The sequence below is a fragment of the Azorhizobium sp. AG788 genome, from assembly GCF_004364705.1.
GTDB lineage: Bacteria > Pseudomonadota > Alphaproteobacteria > Rhizobiales > Xanthobacteraceae > Azorhizobium > Azorhizobium caulinodans.
In genome coordinates, this window is sequence record NZ_SOBM01000008.1 from 275,905 (window position 1) to 293,203 (window position 17,299).

Consider the following 17,299-nt stretch of genomic DNA (forward strand, 5'->3'; position numbering starts at 1 on the left):
CGGTTTCTTGATGGTTGGGACGGAGGGCACCGACCGGGGTGTGCAATGAGGCCCCGGCCGATGCCCGGTCTTGCCTATTGCTCGACGAACTGCACCGTCTTCACGTCCGGCAGTTCGGAGACATCCATGTGGTAGTGCGAGCCATAGTGCGGGATGCCGATCTCTTCCTCCGGCAGCGTCCAGTCGTCCGGCAGGTCCCAGAAGGTACGGAAGTCCGCGAAGAACTTCGGCCCCAGCTTGAAGGAGGAGGCGAACATCTGCTTGACGTGGTCGCCGGCCTCCTTGGCCAGGATCTTCTCCCGCTCGCCCTTCATCCACTCGCGCGTCGGCACCGCCTTGGCGAGCCGCTCTCGGCGGATGTCCGTGCGCCGGGCGTCGGTGCCCGCCGCATCCAGCGTGAAGGCGCCGTCCGCCGCCTTCGCCGCCACCACGCCATAGACCTGCGCGGCGAAGCGCTCGACCAGGTAGCCGCCGTTGAGGTCGTCCACCACGCTCTGCGGCTCGCGGTCGAGCGGATCGCCGAAGCCGGGGCCGCCGCGCATGTAGTTGAGGTAGAGGTCGTAATCCTTGAACATCTCCTCGGTGGTGATCGCCTGCTTGTCGCGCTTGATCTTGGCGTCGGGCATCAGTGCGTCCCACACGGGGTTCTGCGGGTCAGTGTCGCCGCCGAGCGGGATGGGCGCGCCGGAGGCGATCAGCTCCTTCAGTCCGGTGTCGTGGGCGGCGAAGCGATAGCCGGAGGCGGCAGGATAGCCGCCCATCAGCCCCCAGTCGGAAGACATGTGGCCGTTGCCCATGAAGAACATGGTCCAGTCCTTGGCGTTCCAGACCATGCGCAGGCTCTCGAAGCCGCAGCCGCCGCGATACTTGCCGGCGCCGCCGGAATTGGCCTTGATCTGCCGCCCGAGATAGACGAGCGGCTCGGCCAGCTCCCAGATCTCCATGTCGCCCATGTCGCCTTCCGGGTTCCAGATGGCGGCGGCATGGGAGAGGCCGTCGTGCACGGCGGTCGCCCCGGTGCCGTTGGCGGCGCATTCGAACGAGTTCACCGCATGGATCTCGTCATACTGGTTGAAGCCGCCGCCTTGAAGCCAATTGGAGGTGTTGGCGTTGCCCGCATTCACCTCCTCCAGATAGCCGCGCCCGTAATAGGAGCGCGACAGGCCGCGCCACAGCGCGGTCCAGGACGAGACCAGGAAGTGCCAGGCGTAGGAGAAGGCGACGCGGCGGTCGTCCGGGTTCATCCAGGTGCCCTTGGGCAGGCGGAACTCGGTGCCGTAGGCCGCCCCGTCATTGATCATCTCGGACGGGATCAGCGTCTGGGTCATCATCACCCAGATGCCGGAGGTGAAGCTCACCTGATGGGCGTTGTAGGTGTGCCAGCCCCAGCGGCTGGCGCCCTCGAAGTCGAGCCGCCAGGTGCCGTCGCCGCGGATGGTGATCTCCGAAGGCGAATGCATGATGGTGTCGAGCTTGGCGAAGTCGGACGGCACCCGCACGTCCTCATGGGCGTAGGGCACATCGACGAAGCCCACCTGCCGGTAGGTGCCGGGAATGGTCATGGCCTTGATGCGGTTCTGCAACCCCTGCCGGCCGTGCTCCACCGCCTCATAGGCGAACTTCCAATAGGCCTCGATGCCCTCTTCGGCCACCACCTCTTCCACCAGTTTGCGGATCATGTGGCAGCCGGCGATGCGGGTGCGCTCGTCCAGCATCCAGTAGCGCGTGGTGCGCACCATGCGCTGGCTTTCGTGCAGCCAGTCGCGGAACAAGGTGTCGTTGGCGCCCACCTTGCGGCAGGTGATCTGGTAGCCGTCGCCGAAGCGCTGCACCTGCCCCGTGGACATGGAGCCCGGCCCGACCGAGCCGGTGTCGATGACGTGGGTGACGCCGCCCACCCAGCCGATCAGTTCGCCCTCCCAGAAGATGGGCACGATGGTATGGATGTCGCAGGGATGCACGTTGCCGATGAGGCAGTCGTTGTTGCAGAATAGGTCCTTGTCGTTGATGCCGGGATTACTCTCCCAGTCGTTCTCGATCATGTATTTGATCGCCGCCCCCATGGTCCCCACATGGATGATGATGCCGGTGGAGGTGAGGATGCTATCGCCCGCCGCATTGTAAAGGGTGAAACACAGTTCGCCCTCCTGCTCGACGATGGGCGAGGCGGCGATCTTCTTGGCGGTCTCGCGTGCATCCACCACGCCGGCGCGCAGGCGGGAGAACAGCTTGTTGTAGTGGATCGGCTGGGTGTCGCGCAGTTCCAGCGTCTCCAAGCCCGCATAATGCTTGGTGCGGCGGGTCGCCTCCATCAGGCGGTCGCGATGCTCTTTCAGGGTTTCGCCGCCGCGCACGATGCCGCGCGTGGCGCCTTGGGCGCCCTGGGGCCGGACGTTGATATTCATCTTGACGTTTCCTTGAATGGGTGTCGGTGAGGGCGGCGCTCAGACTTCCTTGAGGTGGAAGAGGCGGTGGCCGTCGAGGAAGGTTTCGAAGCCGTCCGGGACCACGAAGGTGGTGGCGTCGGATTCGATGATGGCGGGGCCGGCGACGCGGTTGCCGGGGCGCAGGCTTTCCATCCGGTAGAGCTGCGCATCCACCCAGCGCTTCTTGCGGTAGAACTTCCGGGTCCCGAGGAAGGCGTCGGCGGGCGGGGCCTCGCCCTCCAAGGGCTCCTTGGGGATCTTCGGCTTCTGGATCGGCACCGAGCCGCGCATGATGGCGCCGGTGACCGAATAGCCTAATTCCGGCGAGCGGGCGGAGGCGGCATAGACTCGGCCATAGGTGGCGTTGAACGCCTCCACCAGCTTGGCCCAGTCCTGCGCGGTGTCGGCGGAGGGCAGCGGGGATTCGATTTCCAGATCGTTGAGCTGGCCGCGATACTGCATGCGGTAGCCGGGCTGAAGCGTCACCTGGTCAGCCTCGTAGCCGTTCAGCTTGAACTCCTCCAGCACGTTGCGGGTCAGTTCGTCCCACGCGCCCTGGAGGGTCCTCGCCGCCTTCTCGGACAAGTCGTCCGGCGCGTCGGGGGCGAGATTGATGTCCAGCGACTTGTCGTAGCGATATTCGAAATCCGCCGCCGCGCAGCCGAAGGCGGAGAAGCCGGCTGCCCAGGCCGGCACGATGACGTCCTCGAAGCCGAGCCCTTCCGTATAGCCATAGGTGTGCACCGGGCCGGCGCCGCCATAGGAGAAGCAGACGAAGCTTTGCGGGCTATAGCCCTTGGCCGAGATCATCGAGCGCAGATAGTCGCGCAGGTCGCTGTCCAAGAGCTCGATCACGCCCGCCGCCGCATCCTCCACCGAGAGGCCGAGCGGATCGGCCACCTGGGCCTTGATGGCGTCCACCGAGCGCTGGCGGTCCAGCTTCACCGCACCGCCGAGGAAGTTGTCCGGGTTGAGATAGCCCAGCACCATGTGGCAGTCGGAGATGGTCACGGTCTCGATGCCGCTCTCCTTCCAGCACACGCCGACCCGATAGCCGGCAGAATCCGGCCCCAGCTTGATGGCCTTGGTGTAGGGATCGAGCCGGATGAAGGAGCCGGCGCCAGCGCCCACGCTGTCCATGGCCACCAGCGGCAGCGAGAGGACGAGGCGGGCCATGTCCGGGTCGTTCTTGATGGTCAGCTCACCTTGGGTGATGAGCGCCACGTCGAACGAGGTGCCGCCGATGTCCGAGCAGGCGATATTGTTGTAGCCCAGCACTTCGCCGAGATATTTGGCGCCGATGACGCCGCCGATGGGGCCGGAGACGATGGTGCGGGCCAGTTCCTTCGCCTTCCAGGAGATGGTGCCGCCATGGGTGGCCATCACCCGGAAGTCGAACTTGGTGCCATGCTCCTTGAAGGCGTCGGAGATCTTCTTCAGCGTCTGCCGCGAGGGCTCGGCGGCATAGCCCTCCAGGATGGTGGTGTTGGTGCGGTGGGTCTCCTTGCGCACCGGATAATAATCAGCCGAGGCGAAGACCGGGATCGCCTTGCCGCTCTTGGCGATTTCCTCAAGGACGATGTCGCGCACCCGGCGCTCGTGAGCCGGGTTCTTGTAGGAATGCAGGAGGCTGATGACGATGCCTTCCACATCCGCCGCGATCAGGTCGCGGGCGGCGGCGCGGGCGGTCTCCTCGCGCAGCGGGATCACCACCTTGCCGAACATGTCGGTGCGCTCGGCCACGCCGCGGGTGAGGTTGCGCGGCACCAAAGGCGGGTCGTAGCGGTGGGTATTGAGGTGGATGCGGTCCTCATAGGCATAGCCGAGGTAGCATTGGATCGCCCGCCCCATGCGGTGGAAGTCTTCGAGGCCGCTGTTGACAATGAGGCCGCATTTCAGCCCCTTGCGCTGCACCACGCGGTTCAGCATGGCGGTGCCGGAATAGACTCCCGTTTGCAGGTGCTTCAGCCCGTCGGCCAGCGACAGGCCCCAACTGCCGAGGCCGTCCTCGCTGGAGGCAATGAGGCCGAGGGCCTCATTCTGCGGTGTGCTTTGCGCCTTGCCGACGACGAAATCGCCGTCGGAATCGACGAAGAACGTATCGGTCATGGTGCCGCCGGCATCGATGCCGAGTACTTGGACGCTTCTGACGTGCCGTGCCTGGATGTTCACGCGTGTCCTCCTGTCCGAGCCGGCTTCTGTTGAGCCGGGCTATCGGGAGAGGGGCATAAGGCGTGCCAGTTATTCGGCAGATGGTCAGTTCAAGTCTTGCAATACCTTACCGCGCCTGCACAGATTTCGCTTTGCGTCTGCGAATGTCCGAATATCGAACTGTGCCTGAGCCGAACGTCCAGAGGACGGACACCGGGCCGGAGCGGATGTCAATTCTTGAGCACACGCCCATCACCATACTCGGCGAGGCGCACATAGAGGGTCGAGCGGGCAATGCCGAGGCGTCGCGCAGCTTCGGTGAGGTTGCCGCCACACGCAGTCACCTGGGCCAGAATGGCAGCGCGTTCAGCCGCCTTGAGATCCGCGCCAGGCGGTGGGGGAGAACCCTCACTGCCGTTGTTGAGCGGGCGGGAGACAGGCGCTGGAGAGCGAGACGGTGCTGCGAGCACCTCGGGCGGCAGGTCGCTTTCGTTCAGCCGATCGCCCTCCGCCAATGCCACCAGGGTATCCACCACGTTGCGCAGTTCGCGGATGTTGCCCGGCCAGCTATAGGCCTGCATCCGGTCCAGTGCCGCAGCGGAGAAGACAAGCGAACTGCGTCCCAGCCGGCTGGCGGCCGCTGCGGCGAATGTCTGCGCCAGAGTGACAATATCCGCCCCCCGCTCGCGCAGGGGGGGAATGCGCAGCCGCGCGGCGGCGATGCGATAATAAAGATCGCGGCGGAAACGCCCGGCCTCCACCTCCGCCAGCAGGTCGCGATTGGTCATGGCCAGGATGCGGATATTGACCCGGCGGCCCTCGTGCTCGCCGACGCGATAGACCACGCCATCCTCGAGCACCCGCAGCAGATAGGATTGCAGGTCGAGAGGCATTTCGCCGATTTCGTCCAGGCACAGGATGCCGCCGTCCGCTTTCTCGATCTTGCCGGCGCGGCCATGTTCGTCGGCACCCGTGAACGCGCCCTTGGCATAGCCGAACAGTTCGCTGGCGATCAGTTCCCGGGCCATGCCGCCACAGTTCACCGGCACGAAAGGTCCGTCCGGATCCGGGCTAGCGCCCTTGATGGCACGGGCAAACAACTCCTTGCCGACGCCGGTCTCCCCCTCAATGAGGATAGGCAACCGATTGGCCGCCAGCCGCCGCGCCCGCTCGCGCGCCGCGTGCAGTGCCGGGTCATTGCCGAGGATCCGCTCAAACGCGAGCCCGTCTTCTCCCGCCGGACGGGGCACCGCCGCCGGTGATGCCGACCGACGCCGCGCCGTATGCAGAACGATGAGGCAGCCGACCACCGCATCATCGCGCTTCACCACCTCCAGGCTGGCATTGGGGAAACGGCGCCGGCAATTGGCCTCCCAGGCCTCTTGGGAGGCGGCGCCGATCATCTGGCGGATGTCGCCCGCCAGGCCACTGCCGGTCGACCCGGCCTTGTGCGCGGCATGCACCAGCATGCCGCGCCGATCCACCACCAGGATGTCTTCGCTCAACCAAATGGAACGCTTCGACACGAAATGCCGCAACAGCACCTCGTGCTCCATCTTCGCGGCGCGGCCGAGCGAGGCCTCGATCTCCTGGCCGATGGCCACCGCCAGCGACAGGCTTTGCGGATTGAACGATGCCGCCGGCCCCGAGATATCCACCACGCCGAGAAGTTCGCCATCCAGGGGATGGCGCACCGGCGTGGCGGCGCAGGTCCAGCGCTGCACCTCCTCGCAAAAATGCTCAGCCCCGCAGATCTCCACCGAACGCCCATCCGCCAGGGCGGTGCCGATGGCATTGGTGCCGATGGTGGCTTCATCCCACCGCCCGCCGGTTTCCAGATGATTGCGCCGGCCCTTGTCCATGACCCGCTGATCGCCTGCGGTCTCGACAATGAAACCGCTGGCATCGGCCAGGATCATCATGGAGGCGGCATCTGCCAGGAAGCGGGTCGAGCGATCCAACGCAGGACGGGCGGCGCCCACAAGGCTGGCATTCTGCGAGCGCCGCCGGAAGATCTCCGGCTCGTCCGCCAATGGCGCCTCGGTGCGCCCTGCGCCGACGCCAAGCGTGCGGGAGCGCTGCCAGGACGCCAGCAAAGAAGCCGAAACGCCCACGGGTGGGCGGCCATCGGTCAGGAATGTTTCCCAAGCCAAACGGATGTCCCGCTGGTCCATGTCGCGTCCTTCCTACGGGGGCGGCAAGGGGAAGCCCTGGCGTCCGACCCAGCGGAAGCGTGGACATGGCCTGACGGTCACCCGGGACGCGCGCGTCTGCCTCAGGGGCTCACCCGCCAGCGCGGCGGATCATGTCCACCGCTGCCAACACCTCCAGCTGCATTTCCTCGCGGTGGGCTTCTGCGGCCCATCCAACGCACAGTTAATGCGCTATCTGCGTGGATCGCAAGCAGGCTGCTTGCGCGGCGATGCGCGGACGCCCTGCCGCGCCGGCCTGATCGCCGCCCACGGCCGTCTCCGGCGGCCGCTCGATATGGCCCTGTTCGACGGCCAGCTCTGTCAGCGCCTCGATCACGTCGACCTCGATCTCCGGCAGGGACAAGGCCTCGGCATCCGGCGAAAGGGCCTCAGTCTTAAGGCGCCCAAGCATGCCCTCGGGCAGGCGGTCGTCGAGCGCGACGGCGACGTAGGCGAAGGAGTGCACCAGAGCGTGCCGCGTCTCGGCGTCGACGCCTGCCACAATGGCGGCGCCAAAGGGCTCAGTGGTGGTGAAGAGGGCGACGTGCGTCGTCGTCTCCAGCTTTGCTCGCTTCGGCTCATGATGATCTCGCTGTGTGAAGAGGCGTCTAGCGCTGCCACAACAATATCATAACACCTTAAAACTGCGAATAAGCCACTGCAATTACGCGTTTTTAGAAACGGGACGGCGCTCCGAAAACGGGTGTTCGGGAAAATGTGGTCGCTCGACCAGAAGAGGTCTGCGCAATGAGCGCAGCCGGAACGCTGTGGGGACCTCTGGAAATGCTCCCATTCTGGATCCTTACGTAAGGTAATTAAGGTTCAGGAAAATCAATGAGTTGGGTCATAGCTAAGGCTTGCGTTCCCCAAAAAGCCATGAAACTCAAGCTGAAGCGGTACCCTTAAACCGTGTAAAGGCAGCTTGAAGCAAGCCTCGCTTCCGCTAATCGGTCCGGATGCGGATCAAACGTATGCGGGGAGCGGCTATGTATAAGAATATATCCATTTCGTGGAAGATATCGGTTCTTCTGCTGATGCTCGGACTTGTCAGTTTGGCAGGCTCCTTATTTTCATCCCACAGCATCACAAAGATAGACGGGACCTATTCGGACCTTCTCGATGGACCGGCGCGCGCGGTCGTGAACATCGCCAGGGCCAATCGCTCCATGATCGAAGAAATTGCGTCGACTTATAAGACCATCGCTGCGACCAACGAGGAAGAGGTCGCGGTGGGGAAGCGGACGCAAGCTACGAACTTCAAAAATTTCGAAGATCGGATTACCAAGGCTGCGGGCGAATATCCTGCCATTGCGTCCTCGCTGGACGAGTTCAAGAGAGAGCACGCCCGCATTCTCAGCACCGACTGCGCTGAAACGTTGCGTGCGGCGAACGGGCCGAAAAGCGATGAAGCCGATGCCCTCGCGATCAAGCAGATGATGACTATCTGCGAGCCCGCCATCCGGCGCCTTGCCGAGAAGATGGTGGCGTTCAATACGAAGCTGGATGAGCAGATCCAGTCGACCAGTAATGCCCTCAGCACCGAATCCGCGTTCACGGCAAAAGCGACACCGGGCAGCATCGGGTTCGCGACTGTGCTCGTTCTGGCGCTGGCCATTTTCCTGGTGCGTGGCGGCATCGTCGCGCCGATCCAGCAGATGATGGCCATCATGAAGAATCTGGGCGAGGGTAAGCTCGACCAGGTGGTTCCGGGTACCGAGCGCAAGGATGAGATCGGCGGAATGGCTGGCTCTCTTGAGATCCTGCGTGGTCAGCTGTCGGAGGCGGAAGTCGTTCGCCAAGCGCAGGCGGCCCGCGAGGCCGAGGAGCGGCGCCTGCTCGACCGGCGCAGCAAGCTTGCCCAGGACTTCGTCTCCCGTATGAAGGAGCTGTCCTCGGCCTTTGCCGCCTCCTCCGATCAGGTGGCTGGCTCGGCGCGCAATCTTTCGGCGACGGCAGAGCAGACCTCCCGCCAGGCGCAGGCTGTCGCCGAGGCGTCCGAGGAAGCTGCCGTCAATGTCCAGACGGTCGCGTCCTCGTCGGAGGAACTCGCCGCATCGGTGCGGGAGATCACCGCGCAGGTCAGCCATTCGGCGAAGGTGGCTGATGTCGCCTTCAACGAGGCGGAGACATCGAACTCCCGCATTGCCGAACTGGCCACGTCCGCGACGGCCATTGGCGACGTCATCAATCTCATCAAAGGTATTGCGGACCAGACCAATCTGCTGGCGCTCAATGCGACAATCGAGTCCGCCCGCGCCGGAGAGGCTGGCAAGGGCTTTGCTGTGGTGGCTTCCGAAGTGAAGCAGCTTGCTTCGCAGACAGGTCGCGCAACGGATGAGATTGCGGCGAAGATCTCGGAGATCCAGCAGTCCACTCAGGGCACGGTCAGTTCCATGGCGGAGATCATCCGCGTGATCTCGGACATGAAGCAGATCTCCTCCTCCATCGCCGGTGCCGTCGAGCAGCAGGGCGCCGCAACGAACGAGATCGCACAGAACTGCCAGCGGGCTGCCAACGGCACGCAACAGGTGACCCAGAATATCACCGGGGTCGGCCAGGCCGCCGAGATGACGGGCTCTGCTTCCACGGAACTGCTCGCATTGTCTGAAGGGCTCTCCGGTCAGGCAGCTGATCTGAAGGAGGTCGTGGAAGCCTTCGTTCGCGATCTGAACGCCGCGTGACGCTTGACATCCCCGGCGGCTGCGCCACCGGGGATGTTCTCAAAAAATGGGAGGACAAAAATGGCGCCGCCGGCTTCCAGCGTAATCGCGAATGATCAGCTTCAATTGAGGCGGATGCTCAAGCACGGCACGCCGCTGTCGGAGCAGGAGCGTGAGGCGGCATTGACGAAAATAGCAGCCGCAGCCGAACGGCTTCAGGAGCTTGCCGGCGCCCTGAACCGCGACCTGTCCCTTGATCTTTGCGTCGGGCCGTTCATCGAGGTTGCGCAGTCCTATTCCGACACAGCCAACAAAATTGCCGAAGGCTGCCGCGACCGCGAGGCCTGAACGGTGATGTGTTGAGGCATCGTTCAGCAAAAGATGACGGCCTCGACGCCATGGAGCGCCTGCTGGCCGATGCACCCAAAGTGCTTTCAGCCTCTGGTCTCGACGACCGGGCGGCCACCTGGGGCGTGCACGCCGCCCGCCTCTGTGCCGAAGACGGGGAGGTGATCCGCTAAATCGGCATCGCCGAAGCCGACTTCCGCGTCGCCAGCGGCCCGCCAGTCGTATGACCTTTTATTCCGGAGACCGCTGCCGTGACTGGTCTCACCACACCCGCATCCCGGCGGAGAAGGCAGGTGCCAACTCCTGCAGCCATCGGGCCCCCCTCGTTCCTTAGCGATACGCCCGACTATGGCAGGTATCCGCCACCGACGGTCAACGGCGGGCATTCGGCTATCCTGGAACGGTCGTTTCCTGCGAGGGCTGGTTATCCTCCGGCATGGCGAAGTTTGACCTGAAGCCACTTGAAACACCTGTTGATGGTATTCTGGGGCAGAAAATGAATAGCAGGCAAACTATCTAATGACGCAACGCAAGGCGTCATGGTGAGGCTCGCGCAAATCTCGATGGCATCAGGCATCACGCGGTGCCATGCGAAGATGTGGATTGGTGAGATGCTTATAGGCCGGCCAGCCCTATCTAAGATGGGCTTATCTTTGCTGCCGCTGCTCCTGACCGTCAGCACCGCGCACGACGACATCCTCCACGCCCAGAATCTCCCGCGGGAGAACGTGCATGTTGAAGTCGCTCTCCAAGACGTGTGTCACGCCCTCAAGCCCGAACTGAGTACCGGTTTGCTTCGGTACGGCATAGCTAAGCCTCCGCTGTGCCCCAGCCGAACTGCAGTCATCATCCACGAGCCAGAAAAGAACCAGTTCGTGCTACGAGATTCGGTAAAGGCTAAGGCAGATGGCGCCGAGCGGATCGTCTCGTTTTCGGTCGAGGCACGCTACCAGATCGACACTCTCGGCCGCCCGGTGTGGACCGAAATCGAGTTCCGCAGCGAAGGCGCCCACTGACTTTGCCACGAATGTGGCCAGACCCGTTCAGGCGGTGCCGCGAGGCGTGAGATCCGATCCTGCGCGCGGTGACATTCGATTTGCGCGCGACATCACACGACCAAGATTCACGGCGCACGTGTGCAAAGCCTCGCGCGCGCGAGAAAACAGGCCATCTCAGAATGTGGGGGGCGACGATCGTCGTTTGAAATAAAATCGTTTATTTTCAATGATTTATAGGAGTGAGTGGCGGGCCGCGTCCGATAGTGATGATCACTACGTTTTCGCTATAGCACTATGAAATCGCTCGCCGCCCCATGTTGCGCGCGAGATCGAACGAATTGCGCAGCGTGTGGCTTTGATTGTATGGGGACCACCTCAAGTCGGACGACGCGAAATTCAACATGACTTTCGTATTTTCGATATGGCATTTCGCGTTCGCGGTTGCTGGCGTGCGAGGGTACGTGCTTTCCCATGCAGCCATGACTTTTCAAACCGCGACGCAATGCATGTTCGGACGCAGCGCGGCTTCGGCGATCGCGGCCGCGTCAGCGGCATCATTCTTCTGCCGCTTCACAAAGGGCTTCACGTAGATCGGCGGAACCAGCCGCACGTGGCGTCCAAGGCCTTGAGCGACGCGGCCCCAATAATGGCTCGTTGCGCAGGCCTCCATCGCCACGATGCAAGGCGGCTGCGCGCTCAACAGTTGGATCAGCTTCGCGCGGGACACCGTCCGGTTGAACAGAACCGCCCCGCCCCGATCCGTGCCGCAGACCTGGAAACTCCGCTTGGCCAGGTCGATCGCAAGGACATGAACATCTGGCATGTGCCCCTCCCTTGAAAGCGCCACCACGGCGCTGCCCGGACACAATACGAGCCCGCAGGAGGGGGCATCCACCCCATCAGTTCACGCCCTCCAGGCTCGGAACATCCCCTGTAACCTTACGTAAAAAAGGTGAGCCAGGACACCCACTTACCCATACATGTTATCGGCAGTGATGAGGACGGCATCCGATGCAGGATGCCGTCCTCTTTGTCTGGGGGATGGCTCAGAAATTGACCCGCAGATTGCCCTTGAGCGTGTTGCTCTGCGCATCGGAGCCGAGCACGCCGTCATAGGCGAAGCCGGCGCTGACCGCGTCGTTGAAGGCATAGCTGAGGCCCACATTGAGCGCCAGCGCATCGCGGGCGATGGGCGTGCCGGAGACCAGGAACGGGGTGGAGCCGTTCAGCCACATCACCGACGTCGTGTCCACGTCGCCGAAGGCATGCTGCCAGCCCAGCTTGAGGCTGGGGGTGAAGAGGCCGTTGCCCACCACCATGTCGGTGCTTAGCCGCGCGCCCAGGGTGGTAAGCGTGGTGCTCATGGACTGCGCCGAGCCTGAGAGTGCGGCGGCGCCGCCGGTTTCGGAGAAGGCGTCGAAGTTCTGGTTCACATAGGCCACCGCCGCGAACGGCGACACCTGAGCCGGTCCGAAAGCGAACGGACGCGAGACTTCGCCGAACACCTGGGCGGTGTTGCCGTTGTAGCTGCTACCCAGGCCGTTGGAGAAGGTGCCGAAGGCGACGTTGCGAGACGCCATAGAGCGCCAGGTCGGTGTGGCTGTTGTCGGCCTTGGAGTTGAGGCTGTCCACATGGCCATCGGACTGGCCGAAGCCGGCGGCGATGCCGAGGCGGGTGGTGTCGAACACCTTGACGTCGGCACCGGCGATGAAGCCGCTCTGGGTCCAGCCCAGGGAGGCGAGGCCGTCGCCGGAGGCATTGCCCCAGCCGCCGTAGCCGGTGGCCCACACGGCGACGTTCAGGCTCGACGAGAGCTTGGCGGTGGCCTTGTCGGGCTTGGGCCCGGTGGCGTCGTCCAGGCGCTCGTTGATGGCGGCGCGCACCTGGCGGGCGTCATCGAAGGTCTGGGCGGCGGTGGAGGCATAGACCTCGCCGGTCATCTGGCTGAGGGCGGCGGCCAATGCCGTCGGGGCCAGGCTGTAGAGGCTGTTGAACAGCCCGGCATTGGCTCCGGTCAGAGCAATGCCGGCCACCGGGCGAATGCTGTCCACCGCGCTGCCGAGCGCGCTGGCATTGGCGGTGGTGGCCAGGCCGTTGGCCGCCAGGTTGCCGTACCACAGCGGGGTGACCACCAGCGCCAGGCTGGTGGGGCCGTAGAGGGCATCGAAGCGGGTGGAGGCGGGCAGGCCGCTCGCCGGCTGGGCCAGGCCGGCGAAGGAGCCGGAGAGGCCGGCGCTGCTCTGGATCACCGTGAAGCTGGTGCCCAGCGGCGGGGTGTAGCTGTTGGTTGCGCTGCCGGTGATGCCGCGCAGGGTGGGCGCCAGGGTTCCGGCCACGGTGACTGTGCCGTTGGTGCCGGTGGTGACGAGGCGGGAATAATTGCCCGCGCCGGTTCCGGTGCCGGTGCCGTCGATGTCGGTCTGGAAGGTGGAGGTGCTGGCGAGCGTCACCGGCCCGTTGACGGTGAGGGTGCCGGGCGAGTTGCCCGGCGCCAGCCGCCCGGCCACCACCAGCGGGCCGGAGAGGGTGCCGGAGCCGCGCAGGGTGCCCGAGGTGCCGATGGCCAGCGTCGAGGAGAAGGCGCCGTTCACCGACAGCAGGCCGCCGGTGACGGTGGTGAGGCCGGTATAGGAGTTGTTGCCGGTGAGGGTGAGGGTGCCGGCACCGGCCTTGGTGAGGCTGGTGCGGCTGGCGCCATCGACGATCTGTCCGGCATAGCTGGCGGAGCTGCCGTCTGTGCCTACCGTGAGCTGGCCATTGCCAATAACGGCGGTGGCTGTGGTGCCGGTGAGCGATCCGACCGTCAGGGCGGTGCCGCCGAGATCGATGGCGCCGTTATTGCTTAGGCGGGTGATGCCTGTGGTGCTGCCGGTGAGGGCGACGGCTGCGCCGGAGGCATTGCTCACCGTTCCGGCGAGCACGCCGGCGGCCTGGACAAAGCCGGTATTGCTGAGCCCGCCGGCAATGGTGCCGGTGGTGATCAGGGTGCCGGCATTGGTGACGCCGCCGGCCAGGGTTCCTGCGTTGGTGAGGGTGGTTCCTGCCAAGGTGACGACCGGGGCGATGAGGCTCGCGGTTTCGGTAAGCTGGAGGCCGCCGCCGGCGAGGGTCGCCTGGCCGGTGAAGCTGTGGGTGGCGGTGAAAACCAGGGTTCCTGCCCCGAGCTTGGCGAGGCCGCCGGTGCCGGAAAGGGACTGGTTCAGGGTGAAGGTATTGTCCAGGCTGGCAATATCGAAGCCGCCGCCGCCGTTGCCCCAGGTGATGGCCCGGCCGGTGGTGGTGAAGCTGGTGCCGGTGACCTGGAGGATGCCGCCGTCAAAGGTAAGGCCCCCCGCCGCCGCGCCGAGGTTGGCGTCACGGGCCACCGACAGAATACCCCCAGCGAATGTGGTGCCGCCGGAATAGCTATTGGTTCCGGTGAGCGTGAGAATGCCGTCTCCGGCCTTAATCAGGCTGCCGCGGGTAGGGACATCGGCGAAAGCCGCGACGCGCGTGGTCTCCACCTGAATCTCGGTCTGCCACTCGGGGGTGAGTGTCGGATCATGGGCGGCCTTGCGGGCTGCCCATGCGGCCGCCGCTGCGTCATTCTCCTGCTTGCGCTGGATGAGGGCGTCCTCGGAGATGTTGTTGGACCAGGTATCGCGGGTGCCGGCCGGGAGGTTCGCGGCGACTGAGCCAAGAAATTGCCCTGGGCCATTCATGGCCTTATTGAGATCGATCACGCCCCAACCCCAGACGGCGTTGGGAGCATTGGGATTGGCATCCGCCACGCCGGCGACCACGTTGCGGTGATAGGCCGTGGTGAGCAGGACATCGCGGGCCTGCTGGTTGGTCATATAGGGAAATCGCTCCATGATCAGGGCCAGCGCGCCAGTGGCATGGGGCGCGGCCATGGAGGTGCCGTTCACTGTTGTGTAGCCGGTCTGCTTGTTTGGATTGATAGCCCATTCACCGAGATTCCATCGAGCGCCTGGCGCATAGGTAGGAACCGTACTGTTGATAGCGCTGCCTGGTGCGACAACGTACCAATATTTGGCGACGCCGGCTCGATTTGAATAGCTCGCGAGGACAAGATCTCCGGGATTTAGGCCGCCATTGCCCCCCTTAGCAGCTGCGCCTACGGCAAGCCAATTGCTCTCAAGATCCGGTCTGAAATAAGGTAGCGAAGATCTAACGTTTGGGTTGCTGTATCCGGTGTTTCCCGCCGCAAATACCTGAATAATATTGTATTGTTTTGTGGTCTCGGAAAGCGCGTCGACGTAGCTGAGCTTGCCAGAAAATTTAGAATAAGCTGTGCGTAAGCCTTGGATGGTGTTGTAATTGTCTCCAGTAGGCGGGCTGCCCCAAGAGGAATTAATCACACGTGCGCCGGCCGCCGCTAGGCTACCATAAGCGTTTTTGAAGTAGGCATAATCAACGTTCGTTCCGTATCGTGCCGAGTCGTTCGTTTGTGTGTTGGTGACGTAGACATTGGCATTGAACGCCACGCCTTGCATGCCGACGCCGTCTCGGGAGGCCCCGATCGTCCCTGTGACGTGTGTCCCGTGTGGATCGTTGTAGATGGGGCTGTACGTTCCCGGAGCGGTATAAGAATCACCCGCCTTGAAGAAGCTTGGTTGTGGCGACTGATTCTGCGGCTTTCCGGACCCGTCCATAAAATAGAAGCCGTCCGATCCGAAGGTCCCGGTGATGGTGAGCGGCTTGACGCGGCCATCGGCGAATTCCGGGTGGGCACTATAGACACCTGAATCAACAACACCCACCGTCACACCCAGGCCGGTGTAGCCCGCCGCATAGGCGTTGGCGGCGTGCATGGCTTCCAAGCCCCAATCGGCCTTGTATTCCGGCGTGCGCCAACTCGCGGGATCGGCGGTGGACAGACTCTGCGCCAAGGCGTTATGCGACACCGACGCGCCGAGCGCGGCCAGCCCTAGGGTCCAGACTCATAACCAGTAGCTGACGGTTGCCGCGATGCTGACTGCTGCAAGGAAGTTGATGGCGAGGCGGTCATATCGTGTGGCGATGCGCCGGAAGTCTTTCAGGCGGCAGAACATGCGCTCGATGGCGTTTCGGTCGCGGTAGAGCACGGGAGAGAAGCAGTTCTTCCAGAGCCTGTTGGAGCGGGGCGGAATGTTCGGCATGGCGCCCATGCCCTCGACCTGTCGGCGGATCGCATCGCTATCGTAGCCCTTGTCACCATGGAGGATGCGGGCACTGGACATCTGGCGCAGCAGAACCGCTCCAGCGGTGCAATCTGCGACCTGTCCGCCGGTCAGCAGGAATGCGACCGGTCGGCAGTGGCGGTCTGTCAGCGCATGGATTTTGGTCGTGCGCCCGCCCCGCGAGCGGCCGATCGCCTGACTGCTCTCCCCCCTTTTCCACCAGAAGCGGAGCGATGAGCTTTGACCGCAGAACTGTCGATCAGCACCTGGGCGGGAGGACCTCCTGCGCTGGCGAGAGCATGGAAGAGGTCTGTCCAGATCCCCTTGGCAGCCCATCGGACAAAGCGGTTGTAGAGCGTCTTGCGCGGCCCATATTCGGGCGGCGCGTCGATCCATCGGCCGCCCGATTTCAGGACATGCACGATGCCGCTGATCACCCGCCGGTCATCGACACGCGGCTTGCCGCGCGTGTCCCTGGGCAGATACGGCTCAAGCCGCGCAAACTGCGCATCCGTGAGCCAGAAACGGTCTCCGCTCATCATCAGATCCTCCACGGACTGATGAATCACAACATGCTGCGAAGGCCAATTATTTTATGGGTCCGAGCCCTAGGCCGGTGTGCCGCAGCAGCGAGGCGATAGATGTCCGCCGGCCCCTGCGATCCGTTGGGATTGATCGAACAAGCCTTTTCACGCGCATTCCACTCACCGCTTGATAGGAAACAGGATCGGCCATCCGTGACGGAGTGGACCGAATGCTCGAAATTCAGGTCAGCTTGCCGGTCACCCGCGACTTGGGCGTGGGAGGGTCTATGATGGCAGAAAGGGGACGCGACGATTGCCTTCGGCGCCAGACATGGCACATCAGTCGCGCAGGAATCTTGATGCGCACACGTGCAGCCAATCGCTCTCTTGGGTGCTTTTTTGTTGAGCTATCGCTCAGTTTGAGTGCTGGTGCCAGGGATGTGAAAGCCCTGGTCGGCGGCTGCCGGTAACATGGCATCGCCTGTCGCTCGCCGCTGGTGGAGAGCGAGCGCAGCCCAGCATGTCAGGCATTGTATCTCTATCCCTTTGTCACTCATTGGCTCGGAGAGCCATCGAGCATGGCGGCAATGGAAAAATTCGTCACCTAATTAGTCTAGGTTACGGTTCATAAAATCTGCTTGTCCAGAAAATTTAAGCAACTTTCAGAAACTATCTCTGGATATATTGGGTTGCGGTCGGATCGATATTATAATCAATTGGTGTAAGGCCTCGACACCTCACGCTAGGCAGTGGCCCCATAAATTTGTCTGCCGGCTAGGAGCGTGATTCAAGCTCTCTCGATAGGGGAGAGAGCGATGCGCCGACACGAATTGACGG

The 17,299-nt window shown here is 63.5% G+C and carries 12 protein-coding genes; 4 read left to right on the top strand and 8 right to left on the bottom strand.

What is annotated here, in order from left to right; genetic code table 11:
- Positions 1 to 74 precede the first annotated feature (74 nt).
- The 4 genes from DFO45_RS21255 to DFO45_RS21270 all read right to left on the bottom strand — a co-directional run bounded on the left by DFO45_RS21255 (position 75) and on the right by DFO45_RS21270 (position 7,271).
- Complete coding sequence (locus DFO45_RS21255; protein WP_133866430.1) at positions 75 to 2,405, bottom strand: hydantoinase B/oxoprolinase family protein; 2,331 nt, start codon at positions 2,403 to 2,405, stop codon at positions 75 to 77.
- Between the two features lie 39 nt (positions 2,406 to 2,444).
- Positions 2,445 to 4,598: a hydantoinase/oxoprolinase family protein gene (locus DFO45_RS21260; RefSeq protein ID WP_133866431.1), complete on the bottom strand. Its 2,154-nt coding sequence runs from the start codon at positions 4,596 to 4,598 to the stop codon at positions 2,445 to 2,447.
- A 209-nt stretch (positions 4,599 to 4,807) separates the two neighbouring features.
- Positions 4,808 to 6,751, bottom strand: a complete 1,944-nt coding sequence (locus DFO45_RS21265) for a sigma-54-dependent Fis family transcriptional regulator (protein ID WP_133866432.1) — start codon at positions 6,749 to 6,751, stop codon at positions 4,808 to 4,810.
- A gap of 202 nt (positions 6,752 to 6,953) precedes the next feature.
- Complete coding sequence (locus tag DFO45_RS21270; protein WP_133866433.1) at positions 6,954 to 7,271, bottom strand: hypothetical protein; 318 nt, start codon at positions 7,269 to 7,271, stop codon at positions 6,954 to 6,956.
- A gap of 484 nt (positions 7,272 to 7,755) precedes the next feature.
- Here DFO45_RS21270 and DFO45_RS21275 point away from each other — a divergent pair, with 484 nt between their 5' ends.
- From DFO45_RS21275 to DFO45_RS21285, 4 genes are all read left to right on the top strand, one after another.
- Positions 7,756 to 9,450 (top strand): HAMP domain-containing methyl-accepting chemotaxis protein, encoded by a 1,695-nt coding sequence (locus tag DFO45_RS21275; RefSeq protein ID WP_166657206.1) that lies wholly within the window; start codon positions 7,756 to 7,758, stop codon positions 9,448 to 9,450.
- Between the two features lie 60 nt (positions 9,451 to 9,510).
- Positions 9,511 to 9,777 carry a hypothetical protein gene (locus DFO45_RS21280; protein WP_133866435.1) on the top strand — a complete coding sequence of 89 codons (267 nt, stop codon included), beginning with the start codon at positions 9,511 to 9,513 and terminating at the stop codon, positions 9,775 to 9,777.
- Between the two features lie 11 nt (positions 9,778 to 9,788).
- The gene (locus tag DFO45_RS25005; protein WP_166657207.1) at positions 9,789 to 9,950 is read left to right on the top strand and encodes a hypothetical protein; all 162 of its coding nucleotides are present in this window, start codon (positions 9,789 to 9,791) and stop codon (positions 9,948 to 9,950) included.
- Between the two features lie 480 nt (positions 9,951 to 10,430).
- Positions 10,431 to 10,793 (top strand): hypothetical protein, encoded by a 363-nt coding sequence (locus tag DFO45_RS21285; RefSeq protein ID WP_133866436.1) that lies wholly within the window; start codon positions 10,431 to 10,433, stop codon positions 10,791 to 10,793.
- A 469-nt stretch (positions 10,794 to 11,262) separates the two neighbouring features.
- Here DFO45_RS21285 and DFO45_RS21290 read toward each other — a convergent pair whose 3' ends face one another.
- The 4 genes from DFO45_RS21290 to DFO45_RS21305 all read right to left on the bottom strand — a co-directional run bounded on the left by DFO45_RS21290 (position 11,263) and on the right by DFO45_RS21305 (position 16,477).
- Positions 11,263 to 11,598 carry an IS110 family transposase gene (locus DFO45_RS21290; protein WP_063112051.1) on the bottom strand — a complete coding sequence of 112 codons (336 nt, stop codon included), beginning with the start codon at positions 11,596 to 11,598 and terminating at the stop codon, positions 11,263 to 11,265.
- A gap of 223 nt (positions 11,599 to 11,821) precedes the next feature.
- The gene (locus DFO45_RS21295) at positions 11,822 to 12,355 is read right to left on the bottom strand and encodes an autotransporter outer membrane beta-barrel domain-containing protein (RefSeq protein ID WP_063112050.1); all 534 of its coding nucleotides are present in this window, start codon (positions 12,353 to 12,355) and stop codon (positions 11,822 to 11,824) included.
- Complete coding sequence (locus DFO45_RS21300) at positions 12,306 to 15,590, bottom strand: autotransporter serine protease (protein ID WP_082772844.1); 3,285 nt, start codon at positions 15,588 to 15,590, stop codon at positions 12,306 to 12,308. Before DFO45_RS21300 ends, DFO45_RS21295 begins: the two co-directional genes overlap by 50 nt.
- A 129-nt stretch (positions 15,591 to 15,719) precedes the next feature.
- Positions 15,720 to 16,477 (bottom strand): IS5 family transposase gene (locus DFO45_RS21305; RefSeq protein WP_133866454.1). Its coding sequence is split into 2 segments (ribosomal slippage): positions 15,720 to 16,141 and positions 16,141 to 16,477, totalling 759 coding nucleotides; the frame shifts between segments, so codons are not numbered across the junction.
- Positions 16,478 to 17,299: the final 822 nt, after the last annotated feature.